This window comes from Pseudoalteromonas sp. OF7H-1, from assembly GCF_022347825.1.
In the GTDB taxonomy this organism is placed as follows: Bacteria; Pseudomonadota; Gammaproteobacteria; order Enterobacterales; family Alteromonadaceae; genus Pseudoalteromonas; species Pseudoalteromonas maricaloris.
Window position 1 is genome coordinate 145,293 of the sequence record NZ_JAKRFX010000011.1, and the last position, 26,506, is coordinate 171,798.

The following is a 26,506-nucleotide window of genomic DNA, read 5'->3' on the forward strand; positions in this document are numbered from 1 at the left end:
GCGTATGACTACTTAGATATTTGGGTTATTTACCGATACAAAATGAGCTAAAGATTTTGCCCAGCAAGTCATCGGAGGTGAATTCACCGGTGATCTCATTGAGGTATTGCTGGGTAAGGCGTAGCTCTTCTGCCAAAATTTCACCGGCAATATGCATTTCTAGCTGAGTTTGACCTATTTCTAGGTGCTCAGCTGCGCGCTCTAGGGCGTCTAAGTGACGACGGCGAGCCATAAAGCCACCTTCAGTTGCACCAGTAAATCCAATACAGGCTTTTAGGTGTTCCCTCAATAAATCAATGCCTTGAATGTCTTTAGCACTTAGACGGATAAGGGTATGGCCATCACTCGTTGTTGCGCCAACGGCTTCACCGCTTAAATCGACTTTATTGCGGATCACGGTAATTTCCATGCCTTGTGGTAATTGCTCGATAAAATCAGGCCATATCTTCGCAGGATCGGTTTCTTGGGTTTCGGTGCCATCCACCATAAATAGTACGTGATCGGCGCCGCGGATCTCTTCCCAAGCACGCTCAATACCTATTTGTTCTACTTTGTCTGGACTATCACGAAGTCCTGCGGTGTCGATAATATGAAGCGGCATGCCATCAATATGAATATGTTCACGTAGTACGTCTCGTGTGGTACCTGCGATGTCTGTAACAATCGCGGCTTCACGGCCTGCTAAGGCATTGAGTAGTGAAGATTTTCCGGCATTAGGGCGGCCAGCAATCACCACGCGCATGCCTTCACGCATAATGCTGCCTTGCTTGGCTTGTTTACGCACTTCTGCGAGTTGCTGAATAATGGCTTCTAGGTCACCCGAGACTTTACCATCGGAAAGAAAGTCGATTTCTTCGTCGGGGAAGTCAATTGCGGCTTCTACGTACATGCGCAGATGAATTACTTTCTCAACCAACGTATTGATATGTTTAGAAAAGTCACCTTGTAGTGAATGTAGCGCACTTTTTGCAGCTTGCTCGCTGGTGGCGTTGATCAAGTCTGCGATAGCTTCTGCTTGCGTTAAGTCTAGCTTGTCGTTCATAAAAGCACGTTCTGAGAACTCACCAGGCTTTGCCAAGCGCACTTGCTCAATTTTGCTGATTTCCTTTAACAGCATATCAAGTACCACGGGGCCACCGTGGCCTTGTAACTCAAGGACATCTTCACCGGTGAATGAGTTCGGCCCTTGGAAGAACAATGCAATACCTTGGTCTAGTTGTTCACCTGCTAGGGTATTGAATGGCAGGTATTCGGCATAGCGAGTTTTTGGGCATTTACCTAAGATTTGCTCGGCAACTGCTCGGGCTTTACACCCTGAAACTCGAATAATACCAACGCCACCGCGACCCGGTGCGGTAGCCTGTGCTGCTATGGTGTCTTGTGCGATCATGATGACTCTTTAGACTGTCTGGTTAATAGCCATAATTGTACAGCAATTGATATATCTCAGGTATAGCTGGTGGGTAATATCTAAGTCTGCTCATTGCATTTTGGGTGGTTGATGACCTTAATGATACGGTTATGCGCTTTTGTCAGGTATAATTATGGTCACAGTTTTTACTGTTCTTATTAGCAAAGGTTGTATAAGGGAAACTAACGCTGTGCTGCACTTTCTTCAATACCGCTTCGATCCAAATGTCTCGTGTTTATATCGTGATGCTGAGCAAGTGCCACTGAGGCCGAGAGTTGCGCAGCTGTTGGCTTATTTTTTAGCCCATCCAAATCAAATTGTTACACGTGAAACATTGCTCAGCACGTTGTGGCAACACGGTGAATTTAGAGAAGCTGCACTAACACAAAGTATCACTGAGCTAAGACAAGCTCTCAAAGATAACGCCCAGCAACCCACCTTTATTAAAACCATACCACAGCAAGGTTATCAGTGGATTTGTCCTGTTGAGAGCCGCACATTTAACACATTCAAATTCACTACAACAATGAAGGCGATGCTTGTCGTTGGCGCTGTTGCGTTAAGTGGAGTCGCGGCGAGTGTTTATCTCGTTTCTAGCTCAGTACCCGTTGTCACTCGTATACAAGCTGAGCAAGACTCGTTAATCATTGTGCCTATGGTGAATGAGACGGGTGTGCAAGCCAATGCGTGGTGGGGTTATGCGCTTGAAGCTGCATTGAGACAACATTTACAGTCTCATTATCAATTAGTACCGCGAAGCCAATATCCTGAGCTTGCAGAGAATAGTGCGATTAATCAGCTCACGCTTTCACTCAAGCCGATACAACAGCGTTTTTTACTCAGTGTTACTTATGGAGATAAGCAAAGCGAGATAATTGTTGAACAGTTAGATGAGAGCTTTGAAGCGATTGCAACAGAGGTTATTGCGCAGTTAGCGCTAGGTGTTGACACTAAAACCGCCAAAAAATCATCCTTAAATCTAGCAATGAATGACTATTACCGCGGTGTACAAGCATTAAATGAACAGGGACCTCAACTGGCAAAGGCATATTTTGAGGCGGCTGTGGCACAAATGCCGGAACATCTAGAAAGCCAGTTGGAGCTTGCGCAAATTTGTTGGCAGCTCGGTGATATTGATTCTGCCACACGTCGATTCGAACAGGTTTCACTAAGTTCAGCTTCAATCGCGACTCGTGCTCGCTACCACCTCTATTACGGAGAGTTTTTCAAGGCACAAGGCTTACATCAGCAAGCGTTGCAGCAAGCTCAGCTTGCTCTCGATGCTGCTGAGCAAAGCCAGCAAGTTGAATTGATAGCGATGGCATATCAACTCAAAGCGGATGCTTTTTGGGTGTTACAACGTTGGGATGAATACCAGCAAGCGATGAGTTCAGCGCATGTTTTGATAGGCAGTCGATCGTTTGCCTATAGCGAAGCACAGCGGAGTTTCTATCTTGCCAATCCACCAGCGGCTGGTCCCGCTGAAAAAACGTTACTGAACTTAGAGAAGAGTAAACCTGTACTCGCGCAAGCCATTGCCTATTATGAGCAAACAGAGCAGACCATGAATCTAATAAAAGCTTTGTTTGCTTATGGTCAAAATTACTTAGTGCCAGTGGTTGAAAGTGAGCCTAGTTTATTAAAAGCCCTCGCTTTAGCTCAGAAAAATGGTTATCACTATTTAGAAAAGCAAATACTCACTTACCTAGGGTTCTACTATATTCAGCTACATCAGGGAGAAAAGGCGCTACGTTATTTAAAAGAGATTAACGGCGAGCCGCGTTTTATTCCAAGCTATGAGCAACAGCAATTACTGATTGGCATGGCGCATATGGATATCGCATTGCAAACGGGTGATACGGATGCAATGCAAAGTGCAATTACGCAATATCAAATGCTGTTAGAAAGCGATTATATTTCTTCGGTGACGCGTGCCAACGTTAAATTGTTACTGGGTTGGACCTGGATCAAAGCGGGCAAGCTCGAATTAGCAGAGCCGTTGACGATTGAAGCAATGCAAGACTATCAAACGTTACAGCTACAAGAAGTTGAGACCTATGCGCTCTATACGCAAATGTATATCCACCTTTTGAGAAACGAGCCTCAACAAGCGCTTGAGATCATTACTGCACATCAACATACCAATTCACATCTTTTGTTGCTTTACGGTGTTGTTGCGGCTGATATGTTAAAAGAAGAAGCGCTGCAAAAGCGCTTTTCAGATAAATTGGCCGGACTCGAAAACAGCCAATTATTACAGCAACAGTTGCTGCAAATACGCCAGCAAAGCAGCATTGATAAGCACTTTATTACTGAGCTCATCGATGCCCCTTACAGCGTCTATTGTCAGAGTAAATGGACGATAAATTAGGCTCTAGTCTATGTTGGGTGGCTGGTTGCCGCGATAAACGACTTCACCTTGTTTGTCTTGTACCACCCAGTAAGGTAGCTCTCTAATCTCAAACTGGCTAAATACTTCGTTGTGGTGATCGAACACAATATCGTGTTTGATCTCAAAGCGTTGTTGGTAGTCTCTAGCACTTTGTTCTTCCACATAAAAGGGCTTAATCACAGTAACGACCGGATACGCACTCGAGTCAGCGAGTTGATTGTTTTGCTTTATTCTCATTTCACAGGCAGGAATATGTTGAAACGGACACAAACTATCGCTGAAAAATAACACTCTGTATTGACTGTTTATAGTCGCTATCGAAAATGGCATACCTGTGAGTGTTTGCAATGGGATCCGTGTTTCTTTCTCTGTGCTTGGTGCACTGTTAGTCGTCAACAACTCTCGTTTGATAACTTTGTCGTCTTTAACGATAACACGAACAGGTGTTTGCCTTATTGCAAAGCGTTGCAGCAACTGGTTTTGCTTATCAATGGCTAACTCAGCATAGCTTGGGTAGGCCGTTTTAAACTGCGCTAAGCTTGCCTCATCAATATTAATATCGGGCTGTAGCAATCTCCTTGGTGCTAGTGGCGTTGGTAGAGTCGTGGGCTGTACATACTCATCCCAAATATTAATAAACACATACTCTTGCGTGTTAGCGTGCGCAAACACGCTGAGGCACAAAGCGGCGAACATAAGTAGGGCTTTAATTGATGACATTAGTTTGCTCCTTGGAGTGTGCTCAGATGTTGTTGCAGCTCATCTGTAAACAATGCGCTGCGATAGATTTCTTTGCCGTTTTCATCAATGAGGATATGTTGTGGCGTGCCTAACACTTGAAACTGCTGAGTTATCTTGCCACTACCATCAAATACCGTTGGAAATTGGTAATCATGTTTATCAAGGAAAGCTTGCACGCCTTTTTTTGACTGATTGAAGCCGATATTGACTGCGATAACCTGATAGTGGTTATTGGCTTGCTGAAAGCTTTGCTCAAGCAGTGGCATTTCTTCCACACAGTAGGAGCACCACGTTGCCCAAAACTTCAAGTAAGTGACTTTGCCTTGACTGGTTACGGTATTATTTGCAAGCGTATTGGCGGTAAGTACGGGATAGTCCTTTGCTGCAGACATTGTGCTGAGTAACATAAAGAGTGAATAAAATACGATGTTTTTCATGGTGGTTCCTTTGCGTTTTATAGCCAACTTTTGCCAGCTTGAATAAGAAAATATTGCGCCATCGCTACTAAGATAAGTGCGGTTGCTGTAGTGATGTGATTTAACCAAGCTCCAGATCTTGGTAATGTATGCAAAAAGCGTGTGCTTAGCCCTGCTAGCAGTAATAGGGTGCTCATACCGAGCGCAAAACTAAACAGCAGCGCGCCTCCTAATAGAGGTTGCTGGGCATTAGCAACGAAGAGCAATAAGCCGCCTAAAATTGGAGACGTACAGGGAGCCGCAACAAGAGCGCTGGCCATGCCCATTAGAAGAGGTGCTGGTGAGCCTGTTGCAATCGTATTTGGAAAGCGTGGCAGCGAGATTAAGCCTTTTGATACCGCAGCAAAGTAGAGTAATAGATTGGCAAAAATAAGCAGCACCCAAGGGTTTGTTGCTACCTGGCCAAAGAAGCTACCGGTTAATGCTGCAATAAATCCAAGCGCGGCGTACACCGCTGCAAAGCCTAGTGCATACCAGATTGGGGCAAGGCGAATATGGCGTTGTTGGCTAAGAGTCGCAACAGTTATGGGAAGTATGGGATATACGCAGGGCGTAAAGCTGGTGAGTACACCGACTAAGAGTGCAATAGGCACTAACCACCAATCAGTTTCGGCACTGGAGAGTGCCTGTAGTAACGTAGATTCAAGCATCGTTTTCTCTTTGCATTTTTTAACTGCAAAAGAGCATGACGGATAGCCCAGATTTGACCTATCAAATCGTCATAAAATCGCTATCAAATTTTATCAAGTGCTTGTTTAAAATGCATAAAAAAACGGCTCAAAGAAGAGCCGCTTTTTACTATAGTGTGTCGGTATTAACCGCGTACTTTCATGCCTTTTTTCTCCATGCCACGGTAGATGATAAGCATCTGAGCGATAGAGATAAGGTTTGAAACCAACCAGTAAAGTACCAGACCTGATGGGAACCAAATAAAGAAGATTGAGAACACGACTGGCATGTAAGTCATCATCTTTTGTTGCATTGGGTCTGTAACTGTCATCGGCTGTAGTTTTTGTGTTAGGAACATACTTGCGCCAAATAGCACAGGTAGTACGTAGTACGGGTCCATTGATGATAGATCCGTTAGCCACAACATAAACTCAGCATGACGTAGTTCTGTTGATTCAAGGAATACGTAGAACAAGGCTAGGAAGATTGGCATTTGTAGTAATAGTGGGAAACAGCCACCCATTGGGTTCACTTTTTCCTTACGGTACATTTCCATCATCGCTTGGCCGAACTTCTGGCGGTCATCGCCATAACGCTCTTTTAGTGCCTGCATCTTAGGCTGTAGCATGCGCATTTTAGCCATTGAGGTGTATTGCGCTTTAGTTAGAGGGTATAACGCCGTTTTCACAATCAAAGTGATAGCAATAATCGCCAAACCCCAGTTACCTAAAATACCGTAAAGGAACTTAAGCAGCGTCAGTAACGGTTGTGAAATAAACCATAACCAGCCGTAGTCAACAGTGAGATCTAGGTCTTCTTGAATTGCTTCAAGCGCTTCTGTGTCTTTAGGACCCATGTAGTACACCGCATGGATAGTTGCCGTGCTGTTTGCTTGCACATTGGTTGGCTCGCTCTTCATACCAACAATACCACTACCATTTCTAAGCGCGGTATAAATCGTATTATTGGTTTGCTGATCTGGCACCCATGCACTGACGAAGTAGTGCTGTAGGAAAGCAACGTAGCCGCCTTGGGTATTTTTATTCAGGTTCGCATCCGCCATATCAGAGAAGCTGTATTTCTCATAAGGCTCTTCAGCGGTACCATAGGCTGCGCCTAAGTAGGTCTGATCAACCATGCTGCCTTTATCTTGGCGTGTACGTTTGATTTGTGTGTATAGTTGTACTTGAACAGGTGATGAGGTGGTGTTGTTAACTTGGTATTCTAAGTCAACATCATATTTACCAGCTTTAAATACATAAGTTTTTGTGTACTGTACGCCTTTCTCATCAGTAAAAGTCAGTGGTACACGTAATGTATCGCCATTAAGCTCATATTGCTGTTGTGCAGACTCATATACTGGGCGACCAGCTTTGTTTGCGTCAGGGCCGTTTAAACCAATTAAACCACTCTGTGAAACATACTGTTTGCCTTCAAATTCACCAAGTAACATGAAAGGCGTGTCGCTGCCATGGGTTTCTGCGTGTTGTAGTAAGTTGGCTTCAACTATGTCACCGCCTTTAGTATCAATTTTTACCGAAAGTACATCGGTAGTGATACTAATAACAGAACGTGTTGCCTGAGTTGCTACAACTGGGACATCGGATTGGCTTGATGCTGGTACATCAGCTTGCTCTTCTGTTGGGGTTGAGTTCGCCACTTGTTGTGTGACGGCACTGGTATCAGCTTGTGCCGGGTTTTGTTCTTGTGTCCACTCTTGGAACAGTAGGAACGAAACCAGCAACAAACCGATAAATAAAAACGTGCGTTGCGATTCCATAACAGCTCTTATTTCTCGTGTTGTTTAACTTTAGTCGACTTCACAGGTACAGGATCATCTCCACCTGCGCTCAAAGGATGACATTTTAATATGCGTTTAACCGCTAACCAACTCCCTTTTGCAATTCCATGTAAATTAATTGCTTGAATTGCATAACTAGAACAGGTCGGGTTAAAGCGACAATGAGGCCCGAGTAGGGGGCTAATCCATTGTTGATAACCGCGGATCAGCAATATAAGCAGGTGCTTGGGAAGCGAACAAACTGCTTTGAACTGATTTCTGATCTTGCTACGCCCTGAAGTTGAATTCATGGCTTTGTAGATATCAATTTCCTCAATTTACTGCTTCAACCCAAGTGAGCAAAAACAGACAATTTTTCCATTGATATAGCTGATTAAAAGGTGAGCTAACCTTACCTTAATTGGCGTAAAATTACTATGCTAGCAAGGGTAAATGCGCCGTAAAAAGGAAAGGCTAAAGCAGATTATTGCTTTTTCGCGTTAGCTTGAGGATTTTTTGAACGCTTGTGTTGAGGCTTTGGCTTAAAAGGTGGTTTAGGTGCACCTGGCTTACAACGTTCATTTATTTTGCGCCACATCTTAGTGAGCTGTTTAGTTAGCTCTTCATTAGATTGCTCGTCAACACCGGTTTTGACCATCAACACAATATCGATATTATCAAGTTTATGACGATTTAATCGAAAGCTTTCTCTGGCAAGTCGTTTGATACGGTTTCGTTGACATGCTTTTTTGCAGCGTTTTTTTGCTACAGTTAAACCGAGTCTTGGATGACCAACATCATTTGGTTTTGCAAGTAGAGTAAAGTAAGGCGTAGCAGCGCGAGCTGGCTCTTGAAATATGCGGGAGTAATGCGAGGGAGTTAACAGACGTAACTCCCTGCTAAAGCTAAAGTCTTCCACTAAATATTAAGCAGAAAGTACTTTACGGCCTTTAGCACGACGACGTGCTAATACTTTACGACCGTTCTTAGTCGCCATGCGAGCACGGAAACCGTGAGTGCGCTTGCGCTTAAGTACGCTAGGTTGAAAAGTTCTTTTCATAACAATTCCATCCGATCGGTTAAAAGTTAAAACATCCTATGCAGGTCGCGATCCTGGCACAGGTGCCATTGCGAGCGCGAGATATTAAAGCTGAGCGTGTCTAAAGTCAATCAAAATCTGTTCTCTGTGGCTAAATAATCCACAGTGAGAGGTTTCTCTATCCTTTATATAGACAAAACTTGGCAAAGCTATCGAGCAAACATAGACGATCTACATAAAGTAGGATCAATACGAAATCGATCTGCATAGATCTGATCCGATGGGCGGCATTATAGCATTTAGTAAGAATAGGAAAAGCTCTGGAAAACTAAATTTGATCTTAATTTTGGGGTGAGATCGGGAGAGTTTTTTGCTATGATCTTACTTGTGGGTAAAAAATAAAAACCTTTAAATTTCATGTGTTTATTTTTTTGCTAGGGTGAGATCTTGCTTTTTCTAAATGTCAATATTGAACTTGTGGATAAGATCACTTCATAATACCCCGCTTCCACCAGTGATTTTGTAATAAAAACTAAGTATTTCCGGCGATCCTTTCATTTAGATCTGATTTTTTAGATCTGAATGCTCTATTTCTTATTCTCGGGAATCAAAACCTATTGGAGTTCAGAGTGTATCTGTCGGTTTGGCAAAGTTGTTTATATGTTTTGCAAGATGAATTGCCATCTCAGCAATTTAGCATGTGGGTAAGACCACTACAGGCAGAAAGTACTGATGATACGCTAACTATCTATGCGCCGAATCGTTTTGTATTGGATTGGGTACGAGAAAAGTATCTCCACCGCATCAATGAACTGCTGATTGAGATCTGTGGTGATGAAGCACCAGAGCTGCGCTTTGATGTGGGTAGCAAACCTGTGTTAGCTGCACAACCAAGTGTATCTAACGAAAAAGCCGCAAGTGTAGGTCATGCAGCTGATAACATGTCAATGCTGCAAGGCACTCAGCCAAAAATGGCAGAAAAAGTTGAGCCAGCTCCTAAATCTTCGCATAAGTCTAATATTAAAGAGAATTACACCTTTGATAACTTTGTGGAAGGTAAATCTAACCAGCTGGCAAAAGCCGCTGCAACGCAAGTTGCAGATAATCCAGGTTCTGCATTCAATCCCGTATTTATTTACGGTGGTACAGGTCTGGGTAAGACGCACCTGTTACACGCCGTAGGTAATGGCATTATTGAACAAAAACCGGATGCAAAAATTGTTTATATGCATTCAGAGCGTTTTGTTCAGGACATGGTTAAAGCACTACAGAATAATGCCATTGAAGAGTTCAAGCGTTACTACCGCAGCGTTGATGCATTGATGATTGATGATATCCAATTCTTTGCAAACAAAGAGCGTTCGCAAGAAGAGTTCTTCCATACTTTTAATGCGCTGCTTGAAGGCAACCAACAAATTATTCTAACTTCTGACCGTTACCCTAAAGAAATAGAAGGGGTTGAGGACCGACTGAAGTCGCGTTTTGGTTGGGGGTTAACTATTGCTATTGAGCCACCAGAATTAGAGACTCGCGTTGCTATCTTAATGAAGAAAGCGCAGCAAAGTAATATTAACTTGCCACACGAAGTTGCCTTTTTTATTGCTAAGAAATTACGCTCTAATGTGCGAGAGTTAGAAGGTGCGCTAAACCGCGTGATAGCTAATGCCAACTTCACTGGTCGTCCAATTTCTATCGATTTTGTTAAAGAAGCGCTACGCGATTTATTAGCGCTACAAGACAAACTCGTTACCATCGATAATATCCAGCGCACCGTGGCGGAATATTATCGAATTCGTGTTTCTGACTTATTGTCAAAACGTCGTAGCCGTTCAGTTGCAAGACCAAGACAAGTTGCCATGGCATTGTCTAAAGAACTGACAAACCACAGCTTACCAGAAATAGGTGATGCATTTGGTGGCCGCGACCATACCACCGTGTTACATGCGTGTAGAAAAGTAAAAGCACTTCGTGATGAAAGTCATGAGGTAAAAGAAGATTATCAAAACTTAATTAGAACGCTGTCTTCTTAAGGGTTAAATGATGCAAATAACGATTCCAAGAGAACTATTTTTAAAGCCACTGGTACAGGTGTCGGGTGCCATTGAGCGCAAACATACACTGCCTATTTTGTCTAATGTATTGCTAGAAGTGAAAAATGGCGCGTTACATATGACAGGTACAGATTTAGAGATAGAGCTTGTTGCATCTGTTGCCCTTGAAACCAATGTGCCAGACGCCAAGATCACTTTACCGGCGAAAAAGCTCCTAGATATTTGTAAGAGCTTGCCTGATAACTCGGATTTAGTGCTGAGTAGCCAAGAGCATCAATTGCTACTGACTAGCGGTCAAAGTCGCTTTTCTTTGACAACCTTAGCCGCTGAAGACTTCCCTAACCTTGAAGAGTGGGACGGTGAGGTTGAGTTTGCCATAACGCGTTTAGAGCTGAGAAAATTGCTAGAAGCAACGCATTTTTCTATGGCTAACCAAGACGTACGTTACTATTTAAATGGTATGTCTTTCGAAGTAGATAATAATGAAATTAAAACGGTAGCTACTGATGGTCACCGTTTGGCAATTGCGCAGCAAAAATTACCTGAGTCATTGCAAACACAACGTCAATTGATCATTCCTCGTAAGGGCGTGCAAGAGATCATGCGCTTACTGCCTGCGGATGATGAAACTATCACCATTCAATTTGGCGCTAATCATGTGCGTATCATCGACAGCGAATTTACTTTTACGAGTAAGCTGGTGGATGGGCGATTCCCTGATTATCGTCGCGTATTACCTCGTGGCGGGGACAAGTTGGTTACCGCAAATCGCGATTGGCTACGTAGTGCATTTCAGCGTGTGTCTATTCTTTCTAACGAGAAGTTTCGTGGCGTGCGATTGAATCTGAGTAATGGACAATTAAAAATTAGTGCCAATAACCCAGAGCAGGAGCAAGCTGAAGAAATTGTTGAGGTAGGTTACCAAGGCGATGATCTTGAAGTTGGTTTTAACGTTTCTTACTTATTAGACGTGTTAAATACAATAAAGTCTGAAGATGTACAATTTACGCTTTCTGATGCGAACAGCAGTGCGCTTATTGAAGCCGCTGGTGACGAACATGCAATGTATGTAGTTATGCCGATGCGTTTATAGAGTTATGAGTTTAACTCACCTTAGCCTCAATGCATTTCGAAACATTGAGGCGATGGCGCTTTCACCTAGCAATGCCGTTAATGTCATTCTCGGTGAAAATGGTAGCGGTAAAACCAGTCTGCTCGAAGCCATTTACTTTCTCTCCAGTGGTAAATCTTTCCGTACCAATCTGCAAAAATTAATGATCAAGCATGAGGCTTCTCATTGCGTTGTTCATGCTAAAAAACAACTACATAACTTGTCTATACCGCTTGGCATTAGTAAATATACCAGTGGTGAAACTAAGCTTCGAATTCAGGGGCAGGCAAGCCGGAAAGTGGCAGAATTAGCGCAGGTTTTACCTGTTCAAGTTATTACGCCTGAAAGCTATGAGCTGTTTTTTGGTGGTCCAAAAGAGCGTCGTAAGTTTCTTGATTTAGGTGTGTTCCACGTGGAACATCAGTTTTATTCCACATGGAAAATGTTCAATCAGGTGCTCAAGCAACGTAACGCTTTATTGAAATCTAAACCGAGAGATCTCCAATCCCAGCTAAGTTATTGGGATAAGGAGTTTGTACGCCTTGCTGAGCAAATAAATATGTTTAGAGAGGCTTATATAGGTAGGTTTCAGACGCATTTTTTTGATAAGATAGGGGATATAAGCCCTATCTTTAAAGGCCTTGAAATTCGCTTTCACGCGGGCTGGAAGGGGGAACTCGCTGAGGTATTAACAAATCAGTTAGAGCGAGATGTAAAACTTGGCTATACAAGTAAAGGGCCGCATAAGGCTGACTTTAACTTTTATACTCAAGGAAACAGCGTAGAACATATTTTTTCTCGTGGTCAACTCAAGCTATTACTGTATGCACTTAAAGTAATGCAAAACAGTTTGATTGACCAAGAGAGTAATAAGCAGTCAATTCTGCTTATTGATGATTTACCTTCGGAGCTTAGTGAAGATACTAAGGTGGCGGTATCGCGTCTGTTGGCGCAATGTCAGTCACAGCTGTTTATCACTGCTATTACTCCAGAAAGTATTGCCGCCGTTATTGAACCAATGGAACGTGAAATTAAAATGTTCCACGTGGAACATGGCAGCTTAATAACAAAATAATTGGAAGAAACCATGTCGGAAAATTACGATTCGTCGAGTATTAAAGTACTTAAAGGATTGGATGCTGTAAGAAAGCGTCCGGGAATGTATATCGGTGACACAGACGATGGTACTGGTTTACATCACATGGTGTTTGAGGTCGTTGATAACTCAATCGACGAAGCACTAGCAGGATATTGTGACGATATTTTCGTAACAATTCATACCGATGGCTCTGTATCTGTTCGAGATAATGGTCGTGGTATCCCAACTTCAATTCACGAAGAAGAAGGGGTTTCTGCGGCAGAAGTTATCATGACTGTACTACATGCCGGTGGTAAATTTGATGATAACTCATATAAAGTATCTGGCGGTTTGCACGGTGTAGGTGTTTCTGTTGTAAATGCACTTTCTGAAAAACTACAATTAACAATCCGCCGTGATGGCAAAGTGCATCAGCAAAAATACACTATGGGTGTTCCAGATGCGCCGTTAGGTGTTATCGGTGAAGCGGAATCCACTGGTACAGAATTGAGATTCTGGCCAAGTGCTGAAACGTTCTCAGATACAAATTTCCATTACGATATTCTAGCTAAGCGCCTACGTGAATTATCTTTCCTTAACTCTGGTGTAAGCATCATTTTGAATGATGAGCGCGAAGAGAATAAACAAGATCACTTCAAGTACGAAGGCGGTATTCAAGCATTCGTTGCGTATCTAAATCGTAAGAAGACACCAGTTCATCAAAGTGTTTTCCACTTCTCGACGGAACGTGATGATGGCATTAGCGTAGAAGTTTCTATGCAATGGAATGATGGTTTCCAAGAAAACATCTACTGTTTTACCAATAACATTCCTCAACGCGATGGTGGTACTCACTTAGCGGGTTTCCGTGCAGCACTTACGCGTACGCTTAACACCTACATGGAAAAAGAAGGCTTTAATAAAAAGTATAAAACCAGTGCTACGGGTGACGATGCCCGTGAAGGTTTGACTGCTGTTGTTAGTGTTAAAGTTCCTGATCCTAAGTTCTCTTCACAGACAAAAGATAAGCTCGTTTCTAGTGAAGTGAAAGGGGCTGTTGAGCAAATGATGGCTGAAAAGCTAACTGAATTCTTGCTAGAAAACCCAGGCGATGCAAAAACCGTTGTAAACAAAATCGTTGATGCTGCGCGAGCACGTGAAGCTGCACGTAAGGCCCGTGAAATGACTCGTCGTAAGGGCGTTATGGATTTAGCTGGTCTACCGGGTAAACTCGCTGACTGCCAAGAACGAGATCCTGCACTTTCTGAACTATATATAGTGGAGGGTGACTCGGCGGGTGGTTCTGCTAAGCAAGGTCGTAATCGTAAGAACCAAGCAATCCTGCCGCTCAAAGGTAAAATCCTGAACGTAGAAAAAGCACGCTTTGATAAGATGCTTTCTTCTCAGGAAGTGGCAACACTAATTACTGCATTAGGTTGCGGTATTGGACGTGATGAATATAACCCTGAAAAGCTAAGATATCACCGCATCATCATCATGACCGATGCGGACGTGGATGGTTCACACATCCGTACACTGCTACTGACTTTCTTCTATCGTCAAATGCCAGAGATCATCGAACGCGGTTACGTCTATATTGCTCAACCACCACTATATAAAGTGAAGAAGGGTAAGCAAGAGCGTTATATTAAAGATGATAATGCGCTAACTTCATACCTAACAACATTAGCGCTAAACGAAGCATCACTATATCCGTCGGAAGGTGCAGAGCCAATTACTGGTAACAGACTAGAAAACCTAGTACATGATTATCAGAATACGATAGATATCATTGAGCGTTTAAAGCGTAAGTATCCGTCTTCAATCATGAACCGTTTGCTTTATCGCCCAGAGCTAACCGAGTCAGACTTATCTGATGAAGCAAAAGTAACGGCGTGGACTGAAAACTTGGTTACTGATCTTGTGAAGAAAGACGAAGACGCTACTATCTTCAACGCAGAAGTCGCATTTGATGAAGAGCGCCACATGTATTATCCGGTGATCAATATTCGTCAGCACGGTGTTGATAAAGCGCATACTTTGAACTTCGACTTTATTACATCTAAAGATTATGTTCGCATTGCGAACACGGGTCGTCAGATTGGTAGTTTGATCAGCGAAGGCGGTTATGTACAGCGTGGTGAGAAGACTCAAGCAATCGAATATTTTGAGGCTGGTCTTGAATGGCTTATCTCTGAGTCTAAGCGTGGCTTGTATACACAACGCTATAAAGGATTGGGTGAGATGAACCCTGACCAACTTTGGGAAACAACGATGGATCCAGGTGCTCGCCGTATGCTACGTGTGACCATTGAAGATGCCATTGCTGCAGACCAATTGTTTGCAACCTTGATGGGTGACCAAGTTGAACCTCGTCGAGAGTTTATCGAAACAAATGCACTGAGAGTTGTTAACTTAGACGTGTAAACTCAAACATCTAGTAAAAAGGAGGGATTTTCCCTCCTTTTTTTATGCTTTAAAGCTTAAAACCCTCCTGCGCTCGCGGTATACTGAGCATAATTTTCAATCATTGAATCTAGCGTGAGCGCCAAATTACTGAAGGCGTTTACATACGATAAGTACCAGATAAAAATAAGCCAACTATGCAAAAATACGATATCAAAACCTTCCAAGGTTTGATCCTGGCTTTACAGGATTACTGGGCGCAGCAAGGCTGTGTTGTAGCTCAACCTTTAGATATGGAAGTTGGTGCGGGTACATTCCACCCGATGACCTTCCTTAAGTCCATTGGTCCTGAGCCAATGTCGAGCGCATATGTACAACCTTGTCGCCGCCCGACGGATGGTCGCTATGGTGAAAACCCTAACCGTCTTCAGCATTACTACCAATTCCAAGTTGTATTGAAGCCATCGCCTGAGAATATTCAGGAACTCTACCTAGGCTCTTTAGAAGCGTTGGGCATTGATACATTGACGCACGAAGTACGTTTTGTTGAAGACAACTGGGAATCACCAACGCTAGGTGCTTGGGGATTAGGTTGGGAAGTATGGTTGAATGGCATGGAAGTGACTCAGTTTACCTACTTCCAGCAAGTTGGCGGTATTGAATGTTCACCGGTAACGGGTGAAATTACTTATGGTTTAGAGCGCCTTGCAATGTATATACAAGGTGTAGATAGCATTTATGATCTCGTTTGGACAGATGGTCCAATGGGACGCGTAACTTATGGTGACGTGTTCATGCAAAACGAGATAGAACAGTCGACATATAACTTTGAATATGCGGATGTAGAGGCATTATTCAAGCAGTTTGACCAGTGTGAAAAAGAAAGCGAAAAACTAATTGAAGCAGGGCTTCCTCTACCAGCTTATGAGCAGGTAATGAAGGCATCTCATGCATTTAACCTGTTAGACGCACGTCACGCTATCTCAGTAACTGAGCGTCAGCGCTATATATTAAGAGTTCGTGCTTTATCAAAAGCCTGTGCACAGGCTTACTATGATGCACGTGAAGCACTTGGCTTCCCGCTTTGTAAGGATAAATAATGTCGACTGAAAACTTACTCGTAGAAATTGGTACTGAAGAGCTACCACCAAAGGCGTTACGCAACCTTGCTGAGTCATTCGCAGAAAATACTAGGCAAGAACTTGAAACATTAGAGCTTAGTCATGAAGGCGTGAGCTGGTATGCATCACCTCGTCGCTTAGGTATTCAAGTTAAAGCATTACAAACGCAACAGGCCGACAAAGTAGTCGAAAAACGTGGTCCAGCTATTCAGGCAGCATTTGACGCCGATGGTAACGCGACTAAAGCGGCGCTAGGTTGGGCTCGTGGTTGTGGTATTGATATTAATGATGCTGAGCGTTTAGAAACTGATAAAGGCACTTGGCTGCTACACAAAGCGAAAGTAGAGGGGCAACAGACCTTAGCGTTACTAAGCGATGTGATCAATAAAGCACTGGCTAAGTTACCTATTCCAAAGCCGATGCGCTGGGGTGCGAACAAGACGCAATTTATCCGTCCAGTACATACCGTGGCTGCACTACTTGGTAGTCAACAAGTTGAAGGTGAAGTGCTAGGTAAAGCTATCAGCAATGAGCTGCAGGGACATCGCTTCCATCACCCTGAGCGTGTTCGTGTTGAACATGCGGATGATAGTCATGCAGTGCTAAAAGGTGCATACGTTATTGCGGATTACGAAGCACGTAAAGCATTAATTCGAGGCCAAATTGAAGCTGAAGCTGAAAAGCTCGGCGCGCAAGTCGCGATGGATGAAGACCTTCTTGAAGAAGTTACATCGCTAGTCGAGTGGCCAGTCACTTTAGTTGCTTCTTTTGAAGAAGCCTTCTTGCAAGTGCCAGATGAAGCACTTATCTACACCATGAAAGACGACCAAAAGTACTTTCCACTATTAGATAAGCAAGGCAACTTGATCAACAAGTTCTTGTTTGTTTCTAACATTGAAAGTAAAGATCCGAGCGTAGTGATCTCGGGTAACGAGAAAGTGGTTCGCCCGCGTCTGGCAGATGCTCAGTTCTTCTTTGAAACGGATAAGAAGAAAACGCTGGAAAGCCGTCTTGAGTCACTTGATTCAGTGTTATTTCAGAAGCAGCTTGGCACACTAAAAGACAAGTCAGAGCGTATTTCGGCACTCGCAGGTTTTATTGCGGAGCTGCTTGGTGCTGATAAGGCGCTAGCAGAGCGTGCAGGTTTGCTAAGTAAAACGGATCTTATGACTGAAATGGTCATGGAGTTTACTGATGTTCAGGGCGTGATGGGTATGCATTACGCGCGTATTGATGGTGAAGCGGAAGAAGTCGCGCTAGCACAAAATGAGCAATATATGCCGCGTTTTGCTGGTGATAATCTACCGTCTAACCCAATCAGTTTTGCCGTGGCGCTTGCGGATAAGTTTGATACTCTGGTTGGCATTTTTGGTATCGGCCAGACACCAAAAGGTGATAAAGATCCGTTTGCACTTCGCCGTGCTGCCATCGGCGCATTGCGTATTATGGTAGAAAAAGAACTACCATTAGACATTCAGGATATCGTTGCCGAAGCAATGACGTTATTCGGTGATAAGCTAAGCAATGCAAATGTTGCCGATGAAGTGGTTGAGTTTATGTTAGGTCGTTTCCGTGCCTGGTACCAAGATGAAGGTATCAGCGTGGATGTGATCCAAGCAGTACTTGCAAGACGTCCAACGAGCCCAGTTGATTTTGATCGCCGAGTAAAAGCGGTTAGTCACTTTAGAACGTTGGCGGAAGCTGAAGCGCTAGCTGCTGCCAATAAGCGTGTAAACAACATTTTAGCGAAGAATAACGTCGCGTCAGAAGCTGCGGTGGAGAGCTCACTCCTGCAAGAAGAAGCTGAGCAAACATTGGCTGCACAAGTTGCTGCGTTAACTGCTGAGCTTGCACCTGTTTACGCTGAAGGTGATTATCAAACTGCACTGACGCGTTTAGCGAGTTTACGTGAAGCAGTAGATAACTTCTTTGATAATGTTATGGTAATGGCGGACGATGAAGCGGTTAAAGCCAATCGTTTAGCACTACTTGGTCAGTTAAGTAAGTTATTCCTTAATACTGCAGATATTTCAGTGTTACAAAATTAATTGCTGATACAAAAGCCAGCAACTGCTGGCTTTTTGCTGATTGGTAAAAGCAAGTAAAAGGCGTCTAGCTATGATTAAAAAACAAGGGGCAATGGCGATTGCGCTATTAGCACTTACCGCTTGTAGTAGTAACTTTCAATTGCCAACAACGTCAACTTCACCGGTTGTTGCTGGTGAGTTGGATAAGACAATGTATTTACGCGGTGACTTCACTCTGTGGGATGCCGAACCTCAGTATCGCCTTGAAGAAACACAACCGGGGATCTACGCAACAAAAGCAAGATTTATGAGCCCAGGTAAAGTGTATGAATTTAAAATTGCTGATGAGCAGTGGAGTGAAGGCTACAACTGTGGCTATAAGAGTGAAGGGCAGTTAACGCTAGGACAACCGCTGGTCGCGGATTGTAACACGGTGTATAACTACTTTAGTTTCAAGCCAAGTAAAAAAGGTTGGTACGAAATCCGCTTAGATTATCGTAATCCTCGCTCACCAAAGGTGGTGATTGTAAAATCTTAAAAAAGCGGCAGATGCCGCTTTTTTATTGTCTATGACTCATGAGTTCAAATAGTGTTAAAGAGGAGATCACTGACCTTTCTTAATCACATATTTGTAGGGAGATTCAGCCACTGCTTTGGCTACCAAAGTGTGATCCATAAATTCACAGAAGCTCGGAATGTCTCTTGTCGTTGATGGATCATCTGCGATAACTAACAACGTCTCACCTAAGTTCATCCGTCTCACCATGCCTCTAATCATCATTACCGGCTCTGGACAACGTAAGCCTACTGCATCTAAGGTATGGTCGGTATTATCAAAACTCATTGTGGGTGGCCTTGTTCGTTACGTTGCTAATTACGGAAATTGCTATTTTAACCGCATGTTGTAAGTAAGCTCAAGTTTGGATAACTCATGTCTGATACCAATTAGTCTTAATACTTGTTCAATTTGAAGGAGCAAATCTGACGCTAACTGCGTTAAAAATTTCTCATTTAGAACAACTAAATAGCAAAATATTTGCCTTGCCTACATGGATGTAGGTACCTCAGCGATAGCAGGACGCGGTAGCGGTGTTATCGACAAAATTTTCTCGCCTCAAAATAGACCACTTAATTAAGATAATTGGTATTAGCCAATCTGAAGTGAGGCAAATGCAGGTAATAAAAAAGGCAAAACAGCTGTGCCGTTTTGCCTTGGTCACCAAGTTGAAGTTGTGTGCTGGTATTGTCTTATAAAAGCCCAGTACCAGCTGGTTGGAATTAGTTATCTACGCGCTCGAATACGGTAGCGATACCTTGGCCTAAACCAATACACATAGTTGCAAGACCATACTTCGCGTCTTTCTCTTCCATTAGATTGATAAGCGTTGTGCTAATACGTGAGCCTGAGCAACCAAGTGGGTGACCGAGTGCAATTGCACCACCGTTGAGGTTCACTTTCTCATCTACCTTATCTAGTAGACCTAGGTCTTTTAGCACTGGTAGTGATTGCGCTGCAAAGGCTTCGTTTAGTTCAGCGACATCAATATCATCGATAGTAATGCCCGCTTGCTTCAAGGCTTTTTGTGATGCTGGAACTGGACCATAACCCATAATGGAAGGATCGCAACCTGCGACTGCCATCGACTTAACACGAGCACGAATAGGAAGACCGAGCTCTCTTGCTTTAGACTCGCTCATGACCAACATAGCTGAAGCACCGTCAGACAGCGCTGAAGAGGTACCTGCAGTTACCGTACCCGATGCTGGGTTAAATACAGGACGTAGCTGTCCTAGACCTTCTAGGCTTGTCTCTGGACGGACAACTTCGTCATGCTCGACAAGTACAGGTGTACCATCGGCATCATGACCTTCCATTGGTAGGATTTCTTTTGCAAAACGCCCTTCAAGGGTTGCGGCATGTGCGCGCTGGTGTGAACGTACGGCAAATTCATCTTGCTGCTCACGACTGATACCGTGCATTAGCGCTAAGTACTCAGCCGTTAACCCCATCACACCGGCAGCTTGTGCAACTGATGTCGCAAGGCCTGGGTGAAAGTCATTACCATGTGTCATTGGTACGTGACCCATGTGCTCAACACCACCGATAAGGTAAGTGTCACCAGCACCGGTCATGATAGCGCGAGCTGCGTCATGCAATGCCTGCATTGACGAACCGCATAGGCGGTTTACGGTTACCGCCGGTACGGTGTGAGGAATGCCAGCTAAGAGGGCAGCGTTACGACCAACGTTAAAGCCTTGCTCTAACGTTTGCTGTACACAACCCCAGTAAATGTCATCAATTGAGTCTGGTGCTACTTGAGGGTTACGCTCAAGTAGGCCTTTCATCAAGTGTGCGCTGAGGTCTTCGGCACGTTTATGCTTAAATACACCGCCTTTTGAACGGCCCATTGGGGTACGAATACAATCTACGATTACCGCGTTTTCCATGTTACTGGCCCTCCACTTGATAGAACACTTTACCTTCATCTGCCCACTGTCTAGTTTGCTCAGAAACTTGATAAATTTCACCAAGGTGAGCGTACTTATCAGCCATAGCTACAAAGTTTGCGAGGCCGATTTGGTCTAGATAGCGGAATGCACCACCTCTGAATGGAGGGAAGCCAATACCGTAGATCAGTGCCATGTCTGCTTCTTGCGGAGAAGCAACAATGTTTTCTTGCAGACACAGTAACACTTCATTGATCATTGGCACCATACAACGCTCAATAATCGTCTGTTTATCAAATTCAGTTGGGGCGTCACAAATACCGCTCATCAGCTCAAGCGCGCTGTCGTCTTTACTCTTCTTCAGACGACCTTTGCGATCTGGTGCGTATTGGTAGAAGCCTTTTTGGTTTTTCTGACCAAAGCGTTCGGCACCCGCAAGTACTGCGACAGGATCTTTGTCTTTACGTGCCATGCGAGTAGGGAAGCCATCAGCCATTACACCAGTACAATGGTTTGCCGTATCGATACCCACTACGTCTAGTAGATACGCGGGACCCATTGGCCAGCCGAAGACATTTTCCATAACCTTATCTACTTTTGCGAAGTCAGCACCTTCTACAACAAGTTGGCTGAAGCCTGCAAAGTAAGGGAACAGAACACGGTTCACGAAGAAACCTGGGCAATCGTTAACAACAATAGGAGACTTGCCAAGCTTTAAGGCATAATCTACCACTGCGGCAACGGTTTCATCCGATGTTTGCTCGCCACGAATGATTTCTACCAATGGCATTTTTGGCACTGGGTTAAAGAAGTGCATGCCACAGAAGTTTTCTGGCTTCTCAAGTGCGGTGGCTAACTCATCAATACGAATAGTCGATGTGTTTGAAGTTAGGATCGTACCTTCTGGTAATTGCGACTCTAAACTCGCCAATACCGTTTTCTTGATTTTAGGGTTTTCAACAACGGCTTCTACGATGATGTCTGAGCCTTGTAGATCGTGATCGTTGAGCGTAGCTTTGATTTTACCTAAAGTGGCAATCATCTTGTCCATCGACATGTGGCCGCGCTGTACTTTTTTACCAAGCAGTTTTGCAGCCTCACCCATACCAAGGTCTAGGGCACCTTGCTGGATGTCTTTCATGACAATTGGCGTACCTTTGTAGGCTGATTGGTAAGCGATACCGCCACCCATAATACCAGCACCAAGTACCGCAGCTTGTTTGATCTCTGTTTTACTTTGTTTCGCTTGTTTCTTGGCAACCGTTTTGATGTATTGATCCGCTAAGAAAATACCGGTTTGCGCTGCGGCTTCTGCCGTTTTGGCAAGCTTAGCAAAGTTTTGGTTTTCGAGTGCCATCGCTTCGCTGCGGCTAAGGTTAGCTGCTGCTTTAAGCGTTTGTACCGCCATCATTGGTGCAGGGTAATGACCTTTGGTTTTTGCCATGACTAAGCCTTCAGCCATACCAAAGCTCATGCCTTGTTCAACACGATTCATCTTCAATGGGTCAAGCTTGATTTGGCGTTTCGCGCGCCAATCCAATTTACCTGCTATAGCTTGCTCCAAGGTACGAATAGCGGCAGCCATAAGTTTGTCAGCAGCTACTACACCGTCAACCGCACCCACTTTTAGTGCGTCATTCGCTCGGTTTTCTTGACCTGTGGTGATCCACGTCATTGCGTTGTCAGCGCCGATTAAGCGAGGAAGTCTTACGGTACCACCAAAGCCCGGCATAATGCCAAGCTTAACTTCTGGTAGGCCAATTTTTGCGTTGTCAGTTGCAATACGGTAATCCGTGGCGAGCAACCACTCGCAACCACCGCCAAGCGCAAGGCCATTTACTGCCGATAGTGTAGGGAAAGGTAAATCTTCTATTGCGTCGAAGACATCGGTTGCGGTTTTAATCCAACCAACAAGTTCTTCTTCTGGGCGTTGGAAAGTCGGAAGGAATTCAAAAATATCAGCGCCAACAATAAAGTGGTCTTTGTCGCTGGTAAAAATTAAGCCGTCGATGTCGTCGCGCTGGCTCAATTCGATAAGCGCTTCGTGGCTTTCCTTTAGTACTTGCTGAGATAGTTTGTTTACTGAGCCTGGTAGGCAAAACTTAAACTCAGCGATATTGCCTTTGCAAAAATCAACTACAAAGGACTCGCGTTTGATTAACATACATGTTCTCCCGTGCTTTACACTGGTACGATGAGTTGTAATTTCAATCAGTGTGGATCCTTTGGCGGCAAATTGCAATGAAAAATTTACCGCACATTTACTGAAATACCTGAGTCGGTTTGCTATGGTGGCTTAACGCACCTCGCATTTAGTGTCATTTATGAGCATGCTCGCAAGTGACAAGCCGAGTTTTGGTCTTCAGCGCCATCTTTAGATAAGCATAATTTGGCTGTATTTCAATTTAGGTGTGTATTCTTTTGGCAGATAAAAAAGGGTTTGCATGACATATTGGTTACCCCGCTTAGCTGCAGGCAGCTTATGTATGGTGAGCTGGCTCTGTGCAGCCGATAGCACTCACGACGAATTTAAAGAGGCTGAGCGTGTCGCTTGGTCTGGTAATTATAGTAATTTTAAAGCGGTAGCAGCGCAGCTCGATCACCCACTTAAGCCGTACGTTGAAAAGGCGTTTTATGAACGCCATCCTAAACTTGAGTACCAGCAAGAAATTCAGCATTTTTTAACGGTATACGAACACACCCCACTAGAATGGCCAGTGCGCTCTGCTTGGCTCGATTATTTAAAGCGTCATAAAAAGAAAGCACGATTCATCGAGTTTTATCGTGAGACCAGCGATACTGAACTCAAGTGTACGTATTTGGCGTATCAGTTGGACTTAGGCGCGCCAAAAAAAGCCATTCTTGATCAAGTAACTGATATCTGGACGGTAGGAAAGTCTCAGCCTAAAGCCTGTGATGGCCTTTTTAGCCAATGGCAAAAGGCGGGGTATAGAACGCCTGATCGTGTCTGGCAGCGTATTTCCAGTGCTGCGCAATCCGGTCAAACGTCACTGCTAGATTATCTTGAGAAGCTGTTACCAAAAAAAGAGGCGTATCTTGCCAAGCTTTATAAAAAGGTTCGCCAAGATCCGAGTGCCGCTGCCGGGCTTTATCGGTTTAGTAAACGCACCGAAAAAGAAGCCGAAATTGCGGTATATGGTGTAAGACGCCTAGTTTGGCGCGATCCTGATTTAGCGCTACGTGCCTGGCAGAAGATGCAGGATATGTTTACCTTTACCCAGCAGCAAAAGGATAGTGTTGCTTATCGTTTTGCTCTGGCGCTTGCGTCTAAAGGTCATGAAGATGCGCGGTTTTGGCTAAATAAAGTGCCTAAATCGTTGCAGGACAAAAAGCTACTACAGTGGCTGATGAGTAACATGCTGAAAGAGCAAGATTGGGAAGGGATCTCGGCCTTATTCGTGGGTCACGAGCAGCTTAGCAATGGTCAACAATACTGGCTTGCATATAGCCTCGCGAAGCGTAACGAGTTGGCTAAGGCTAACGAGATTTGGCAGCAATTAGCACAAGAGCGTGATTACTACGGCTTTTTGGCCGCTGCCCGGTTGGGAATACCAGTCTCACTAAATGAAGAGCCGTTAAATGTTGACCCCAGCATTGTAGAACGAGTATCTCATGCGCCTGGTTTTAAGCGAGCAAAGGCTTTATACGAGCTGGAAAGGTATACTCAAGCACGCCGAGAGTGGAACTATCTTACTAACACCTCAAGCAAAGAGGAAAAGCTTGCAGCATCCATATTGGCTGCTGAGTTTGATTGGTACGACAGCACTATTTTTACTCTTGCACAGATCAAAGCTTGGGATTACGTTGATTTACGTTTCCCGATGGCGTTTAAAGATCTGTTCACTAAATATAGTGAGCGTAATCGAGTCGATATCGCATGGAGCATTGCGATTGCTCGCAGGGAAAGCTCTTTCGCACCGGATGCACGCTCGAGTGCGGATGCTCACGGTTTAATGCAGCTGCTGCCAAGCACCGCCAAATACGTTAATAACCGCAAGCGCGTGGCAAAAAATCGCCTCTATCATCCGGCCACAAACATTCGTTTGGGGACCAGTTATTTAGAGTATTTGAAGCGTAAAAATGCTGGAAATGAGATTTTGGCGACAGCATCGTACAACGCGGGTTATCATAGAATTAAGCGTTGGCTGCCGTCAGAGGCCATGCCTGCTGAACTTTGGATTGAGCTGATCCCGTACCGAGAAACACGTGACTACGTGAAAAATGTGATGGCATATCGACAGGTTTACCATACCCGTCTTGGTCGTGATGGCAACATATTGGCAAGTATCTTGGATATGAAAATTGTGAAATAACCGCACATGGCTGGTGCTTAGACTCAGTTCGTCGTTTTTAGGTAGCAGCTATGATAGACTCGATAGTATGTGAATTTTTGAAAATGGGTACACCATGGATAAGTTAGCAAATTTATACGCAGAGCATATTGCCACGTTGCAACAGCGTACAAGAACGATAGTAGAAAGAGAAGGACTGGATGGACTTGTGATCCATTCGGGGCAAGCAAAGCGTCAATTCCTTGATGACATGTACTATCCGTTTAAAGTTAACCCGCAATTTAAAGCTTGGTTGCCTGTTATCGATAATCCGCATTGCTGGATTGTGGTCAATGGCAGTGACAAGCCGAAACTCATTTTTTATCGTCCGGTTGATTTTTGGCATAAAGTGCCTGACGAGCCGAGAGATTTTTGGGCAGAGTATTTTGATATTCAACTGCTGGTTAAGCCAGATCAGGTTGAACAGTTACTGCCATACGACAAAGCAAACTATGCCTATATCGGTGAATATTTAGAGGTTGCACAAGCGCTTGGCTTTACTCAAGTGAATCCAGAGGCGGTGATGAACTTCTTGCATTATCATCGTGCATATAAAACTCAGTATGAAATGGCATGTTTACGTGAAGCAAGCCGTCTTGGTGTGCTTGGCCACATGGCGGCGCGCGATGCCTTCTTTGCTGGTGGCTCCGAATTTGAAATTCAACAAGCTTATCTTAATGCAACTCAGCATATGGAAAACGATACGCCATATGGCAACATTGTCGCCTTGAATGAAAATTGTGCGATTTTGCACTATACCCATTTTGAGCGTAAAGCGCCGAGTAAGCACTTATCATTTTTGATTGATGCTGGTGCAAACTTTAACGGTTATGCGTCAGATATTACCCGTACTTATGATTTTGCTAAACAAGGCGAGTTTGCCGAGTTGGTGAAAGTCATGAACGATCACCAAATTGAGTTGGGCAAAGCATTGCAACCGGGCAAACTATACGGTGAGCTGCATATCGATTGTCATAATCGCGTGGCGCAAGTGCTGAGTGACTTTGGTATTGTTAAGCTTGATGCTCAGGCCATCGTCGAGAAGGGGATTTCTTCCACTTTCTTCCCTCATGGTCTCGGTCACCATATTGGTTTACAGGTACACGATATGGGCGGATTCATGGCTGATGAAGCCGGTACGCACCAAGCACCACCTGAAGGTCACCCGTTCTTGCGTTGTACTCGTAAGATAGAGGCTAATCAGGTGTTCACTATTGAGCCTGGGTTATACTTCATCGATTCATTGTTGGAAGACTTGGCGCAAACAGAAAACAAACAGTATATCAATTGGGATAAAGTTGATGCACTGAAGCCTTACGGTGGTATCCGTATTGAAGATAACATCATTGTGCATGAAGATAGACTAGAAAATATGACGCGAGATTTCGGTCTCGAGTAAGCTGA

The 26,506-nt window shown here is 44.1% G+C and carries 21 protein-coding genes; 10 read left to right on the plus strand and 11 right to left on the minus strand.

Translation table 11 applies throughout. From position 1 onward, the window contains the following. Positions 1-25: 25 nt before the first annotated feature. Positions 26-1,390 (minus strand): tRNA uridine-5-carboxymethylaminomethyl(34) synthesis GTPase MnmE, encoded by a 1,365-nt coding sequence (gene mnmE, locus MHN30_RS14885; RefSeq protein ID WP_239360153.1) that lies wholly within the window; start codon positions 1,388-1,390, stop codon positions 26-28. Positions 1,391-1,601: 211 nt separating this feature from the next. On the opposite strand from mnmE, the gene MHN30_RS14890 reads away from it, so the two are divergent. Then, on the plus strand, positions 1,602-3,782 hold the full coding sequence (locus tag MHN30_RS14890) for a winged helix-turn-helix domain-containing protein (protein WP_239360155.1): 2,181 nt from the start codon (positions 1,602-1,604) through the stop codon (positions 3,780-3,782). A 3-nt stretch (positions 3,783-3,785) separates the two neighbouring features. Here the strand turns inward: MHN30_RS14890 and MHN30_RS14895 are convergent, their stop codons facing one another. The 7 genes from MHN30_RS14895 to rpmH all read right to left on the minus strand — a co-directional run bounded on the left by MHN30_RS14895 (position 3,786) and on the right by rpmH (position 8,529). Further along, entirely contained in the window at positions 3,786-4,523 is a 738-nt protein-coding gene (locus MHN30_RS14895) for a hypothetical protein (RefSeq protein WP_222241936.1), read from the minus strand. After that, positions 4,523-4,981, minus strand: a complete 459-nt coding sequence (locus tag MHN30_RS14900) for a TlpA disulfide reductase family protein (RefSeq protein ID WP_239360157.1) — start codon at positions 4,979-4,981, stop codon at positions 4,523-4,525. The genes MHN30_RS14895 and MHN30_RS14900 overlap by 1 nt, the downstream gene beginning before the upstream one ends. Before the next feature lie 17 nt (positions 4,982-4,998). Continuing rightward, positions 4,999-5,670, minus strand: a complete 672-nt coding sequence (locus MHN30_RS14905) for a cytochrome c biogenesis protein CcdA (protein ID WP_239360161.1) — start codon at positions 5,668-5,670, stop codon at positions 4,999-5,001. Positions 5,671-5,834: 164 nt separating this feature from the next. Then, on the minus strand, positions 5,835-7,469 hold the full coding sequence (gene yidC / locus MHN30_RS14910; protein ID WP_239360162.1) for a membrane protein insertase YidC: 1,635 nt from the start codon (positions 7,467-7,469) through the stop codon (positions 5,835-5,837). A gap of 8 nt (positions 7,470-7,477) precedes the next feature. Beyond that, positions 7,478-7,780 (minus strand): membrane protein insertion efficiency factor YidD, encoded by a 303-nt coding sequence (yidD, locus tag MHN30_RS14915; protein ID WP_010604158.1) that lies wholly within the window; start codon positions 7,778-7,780, stop codon positions 7,478-7,480. Between the two features lie 173 nt (positions 7,781-7,953). Further along, entirely contained in the window at positions 7,954-8,388 is a 435-nt protein-coding gene (gene rnpA, locus MHN30_RS14920) for a ribonuclease P protein component (RefSeq protein WP_010376847.1), read from the minus strand. 6 nt (positions 8,389-8,394) lie between these two features. After that, positions 8,395-8,529, minus strand: a complete 135-nt coding sequence (rpmH, locus tag MHN30_RS14925) for a 50S ribosomal protein L34 (RefSeq protein WP_010376846.1) — start codon at positions 8,527-8,529, stop codon at positions 8,395-8,397. 608 nt (positions 8,530-9,137) lie between these two features. Here rpmH and dnaA point away from each other — a divergent pair. The 7 genes from dnaA to MHN30_RS14960 all read left to right on the plus strand — a co-directional run bounded on the left by dnaA (position 9,138) and on the right by MHN30_RS14960 (position 18,840). After that, positions 9,138-10,538, plus strand: coding sequence for a chromosomal replication initiator protein DnaA (dnaA, locus tag MHN30_RS14930; protein WP_069021935.1), 1,401 nt, complete (start codon positions 9,138-9,140; stop codon positions 10,536-10,538). 10 nt (positions 10,539-10,548) lie between these two features. Beyond that, positions 10,549-11,652, plus strand: coding sequence for a DNA polymerase III subunit beta (gene dnaN / locus MHN30_RS14935; RefSeq protein ID WP_017218529.1), 1,104 nt, complete (start codon positions 10,549-10,551; stop codon positions 11,650-11,652). 4 nt (positions 11,653-11,656) lie between these two features. After that, positions 11,657-12,745, plus strand: a complete 1,089-nt coding sequence (recF, locus tag MHN30_RS14940) for a DNA replication/repair protein RecF (RefSeq protein ID WP_239360163.1) — start codon at positions 11,657-11,659, stop codon at positions 12,743-12,745. A gap of 12 nt (positions 12,746-12,757) precedes the next feature. Then, positions 12,758-15,175, plus strand: a complete 2,418-nt coding sequence (gene gyrB / locus MHN30_RS14945) for a DNA topoisomerase (ATP-hydrolyzing) subunit B (protein WP_239360164.1) — start codon at positions 12,758-12,760, stop codon at positions 15,173-15,175. A gap of 176 nt (positions 15,176-15,351) precedes the next feature. Beyond that, positions 15,352-16,254: a glycine--tRNA ligase subunit alpha gene (gene glyQ / locus MHN30_RS14950; protein WP_010376835.1), complete on the plus strand. Its 903-nt coding sequence runs from the start codon at positions 15,352-15,354 to the stop codon at positions 16,252-16,254. Further along, positions 16,254-18,323, plus strand: a complete 2,070-nt coding sequence (gene glyS / locus MHN30_RS14955; protein ID WP_239360165.1) for a glycine--tRNA ligase subunit beta — start codon at positions 16,254-16,256, stop codon at positions 18,321-18,323. Before glyQ ends, glyS begins: the two co-directional genes overlap by 1 nt. Before the next feature lie 70 nt (positions 18,324-18,393). Beyond that, positions 18,394-18,840 carry a hypothetical protein gene (locus tag MHN30_RS14960; protein ID WP_010376831.1) on the plus strand — a complete coding sequence of 149 codons (447 nt, stop codon included), beginning with the start codon at positions 18,394-18,396 and terminating at the stop codon, positions 18,838-18,840. Between the two features lie 66 nt (positions 18,841-18,906). On the opposite strand, the gene tusA is transcribed toward MHN30_RS14960, so the two are convergent. The 3 genes from tusA to fadB all read right to left on the minus strand — a co-directional run bounded on the left by tusA (position 18,907) and on the right by fadB (position 22,914). After that, positions 18,907-19,146: a sulfurtransferase TusA gene (tusA, locus tag MHN30_RS14965; protein WP_010376829.1), complete on the minus strand. Its 240-nt coding sequence runs from the start codon at positions 19,144-19,146 to the stop codon at positions 18,907-18,909. A 434-nt stretch (positions 19,147-19,580) separates the two neighbouring features. Beyond that, positions 19,581-20,750 carry an acetyl-CoA C-acyltransferase FadA gene (gene fadA, locus MHN30_RS14970; RefSeq protein WP_239360167.1) on the minus strand — a complete coding sequence of 390 codons (1,170 nt, stop codon included), beginning with the start codon at positions 20,748-20,750 and terminating at the stop codon, positions 19,581-19,583. A gap of 1 nt (position 20,751) precedes the next feature. Then, positions 20,752-22,914 carry a fatty acid oxidation complex subunit alpha FadB gene (fadB, locus tag MHN30_RS14975; protein ID WP_239360169.1) on the minus strand — a complete coding sequence of 721 codons (2,163 nt, stop codon included), beginning with the start codon at positions 22,912-22,914 and terminating at the stop codon, positions 20,752-20,754. Between the two features lie 280 nt (positions 22,915-23,194). On the opposite strand from fadB, the gene MHN30_RS14980 reads away from it, so the two are divergent. After that, complete coding sequence (locus MHN30_RS14980) at positions 23,195-25,084, plus strand: transglycosylase SLT domain-containing protein (RefSeq protein WP_239360171.1); 1,890 nt, start codon at positions 23,195-23,197, stop codon at positions 25,082-25,084. Between the two features lie 94 nt (positions 25,085-25,178). Beyond that, a complete protein-coding gene (pepQ, locus tag MHN30_RS14985) occupies positions 25,179-26,501 on the plus strand; it encodes a Xaa-Pro dipeptidase (protein WP_130165252.1) in 1,323 nt (440 codons plus the stop codon). Positions 26,502-26,506 lie beyond the last annotated feature (5 nt).

What these genes read in the sequence shown, in the direction of transcription:
- mnmE (WP_239360153.1), bottom strand. Translation starts at nt 1,390, where the DNA reads ATGATCGCACAAGACACCATAGCAGCACAGGCTACCGCACCGGGTCGC.
- MHN30_RS14895 (WP_222241936.1), bottom strand. Translation starts at nt 4,523, where the DNA reads ATGTCATCAATTAAAGCCCTACTTATGTTCGCCGCTTTGTGCCTCAGC.
- MHN30_RS14900 (WP_239360157.1), bottom strand. Translation starts at nt 4,981, where the DNA reads ATGAAAAACATCGTATTTTATTCACTCTTTATGTTACTCAGCACAATG.
- MHN30_RS14905 (WP_239360161.1), bottom strand. Translation starts at nt 5,670, where the DNA reads ATGCTTGAATCTACGTTACTACAGGCACTCTCCAGTGCCGAAACTGAT.
- yidC (WP_239360162.1), bottom strand. Translation starts at nt 7,469, where the DNA reads ATGGAATCGCAACGCACGTTTTTATTTATCGGTTTGTTGCTGGTTTCG.
- yidD (WP_010604158.1), bottom strand. Translation starts at nt 7,780, where the DNA reads ATGAATTCAACTTCAGGGCGTAGCAAGATCAGAAATCAGTTCAAAGCA.
- rpmH (WP_010376846.1), bottom strand. Translation starts at nt 8,529, where the DNA reads ATGAAAAGAACTTTTCAACCTAGCGTACTTAAGCGCAAGCGCACTCAC.
- dnaN (WP_017218529.1), top strand. Translation starts at nt 10,549, where the DNA reads ATGCAAATAACGATTCCAAGAGAACTATTTTTAAAGCCACTGGTACAG.
- recF (WP_239360163.1), top strand. Translation starts at nt 11,657, where the DNA reads ATGAGTTTAACTCACCTTAGCCTCAATGCATTTCGAAACATTGAGGCG.
- gyrB (WP_239360164.1), top strand. Translation starts at nt 12,758, where the DNA reads ATGTCGGAAAATTACGATTCGTCGAGTATTAAAGTACTTAAAGGATTG.
- glyQ (WP_010376835.1), top strand. Translation starts at nt 15,352, where the DNA reads ATGCAAAAATACGATATCAAAACCTTCCAAGGTTTGATCCTGGCTTTA.
- glyS (WP_239360165.1), top strand. Translation starts at nt 16,254, where the DNA reads ATGTCGACTGAAAACTTACTCGTAGAAATTGGTACTGAAGAGCTACCA.
- MHN30_RS14960 (WP_010376831.1), top strand. Translation starts at nt 18,394, where the DNA reads ATGATTAAAAAACAAGGGGCAATGGCGATTGCGCTATTAGCACTTACC.
- tusA (WP_010376829.1), bottom strand. Translation starts at nt 19,146, where the DNA reads ATGAGTTTTGATAATACCGACCATACCTTAGATGCAGTAGGCTTACGT.
- fadA (WP_239360167.1), bottom strand. Translation starts at nt 20,750, where the DNA reads ATGGAAAACGCGGTAATCGTAGATTGTATTCGTACCCCAATGGGCCGT.
- fadB (WP_239360169.1), bottom strand. Translation starts at nt 22,914, where the DNA reads ATGTTAATCAAACGCGAGTCCTTTGTAGTTGATTTTTGCAAAGGCAAT.
- MHN30_RS14980 (WP_239360171.1), top strand. Translation starts at nt 23,195, where the DNA reads ATGACATATTGGTTACCCCGCTTAGCTGCAGGCAGCTTATGTATGGTG.
- pepQ (WP_130165252.1), top strand. Translation starts at nt 25,179, where the DNA reads ATGGATAAGTTAGCAAATTTATACGCAGAGCATATTGCCACGTTGCAA.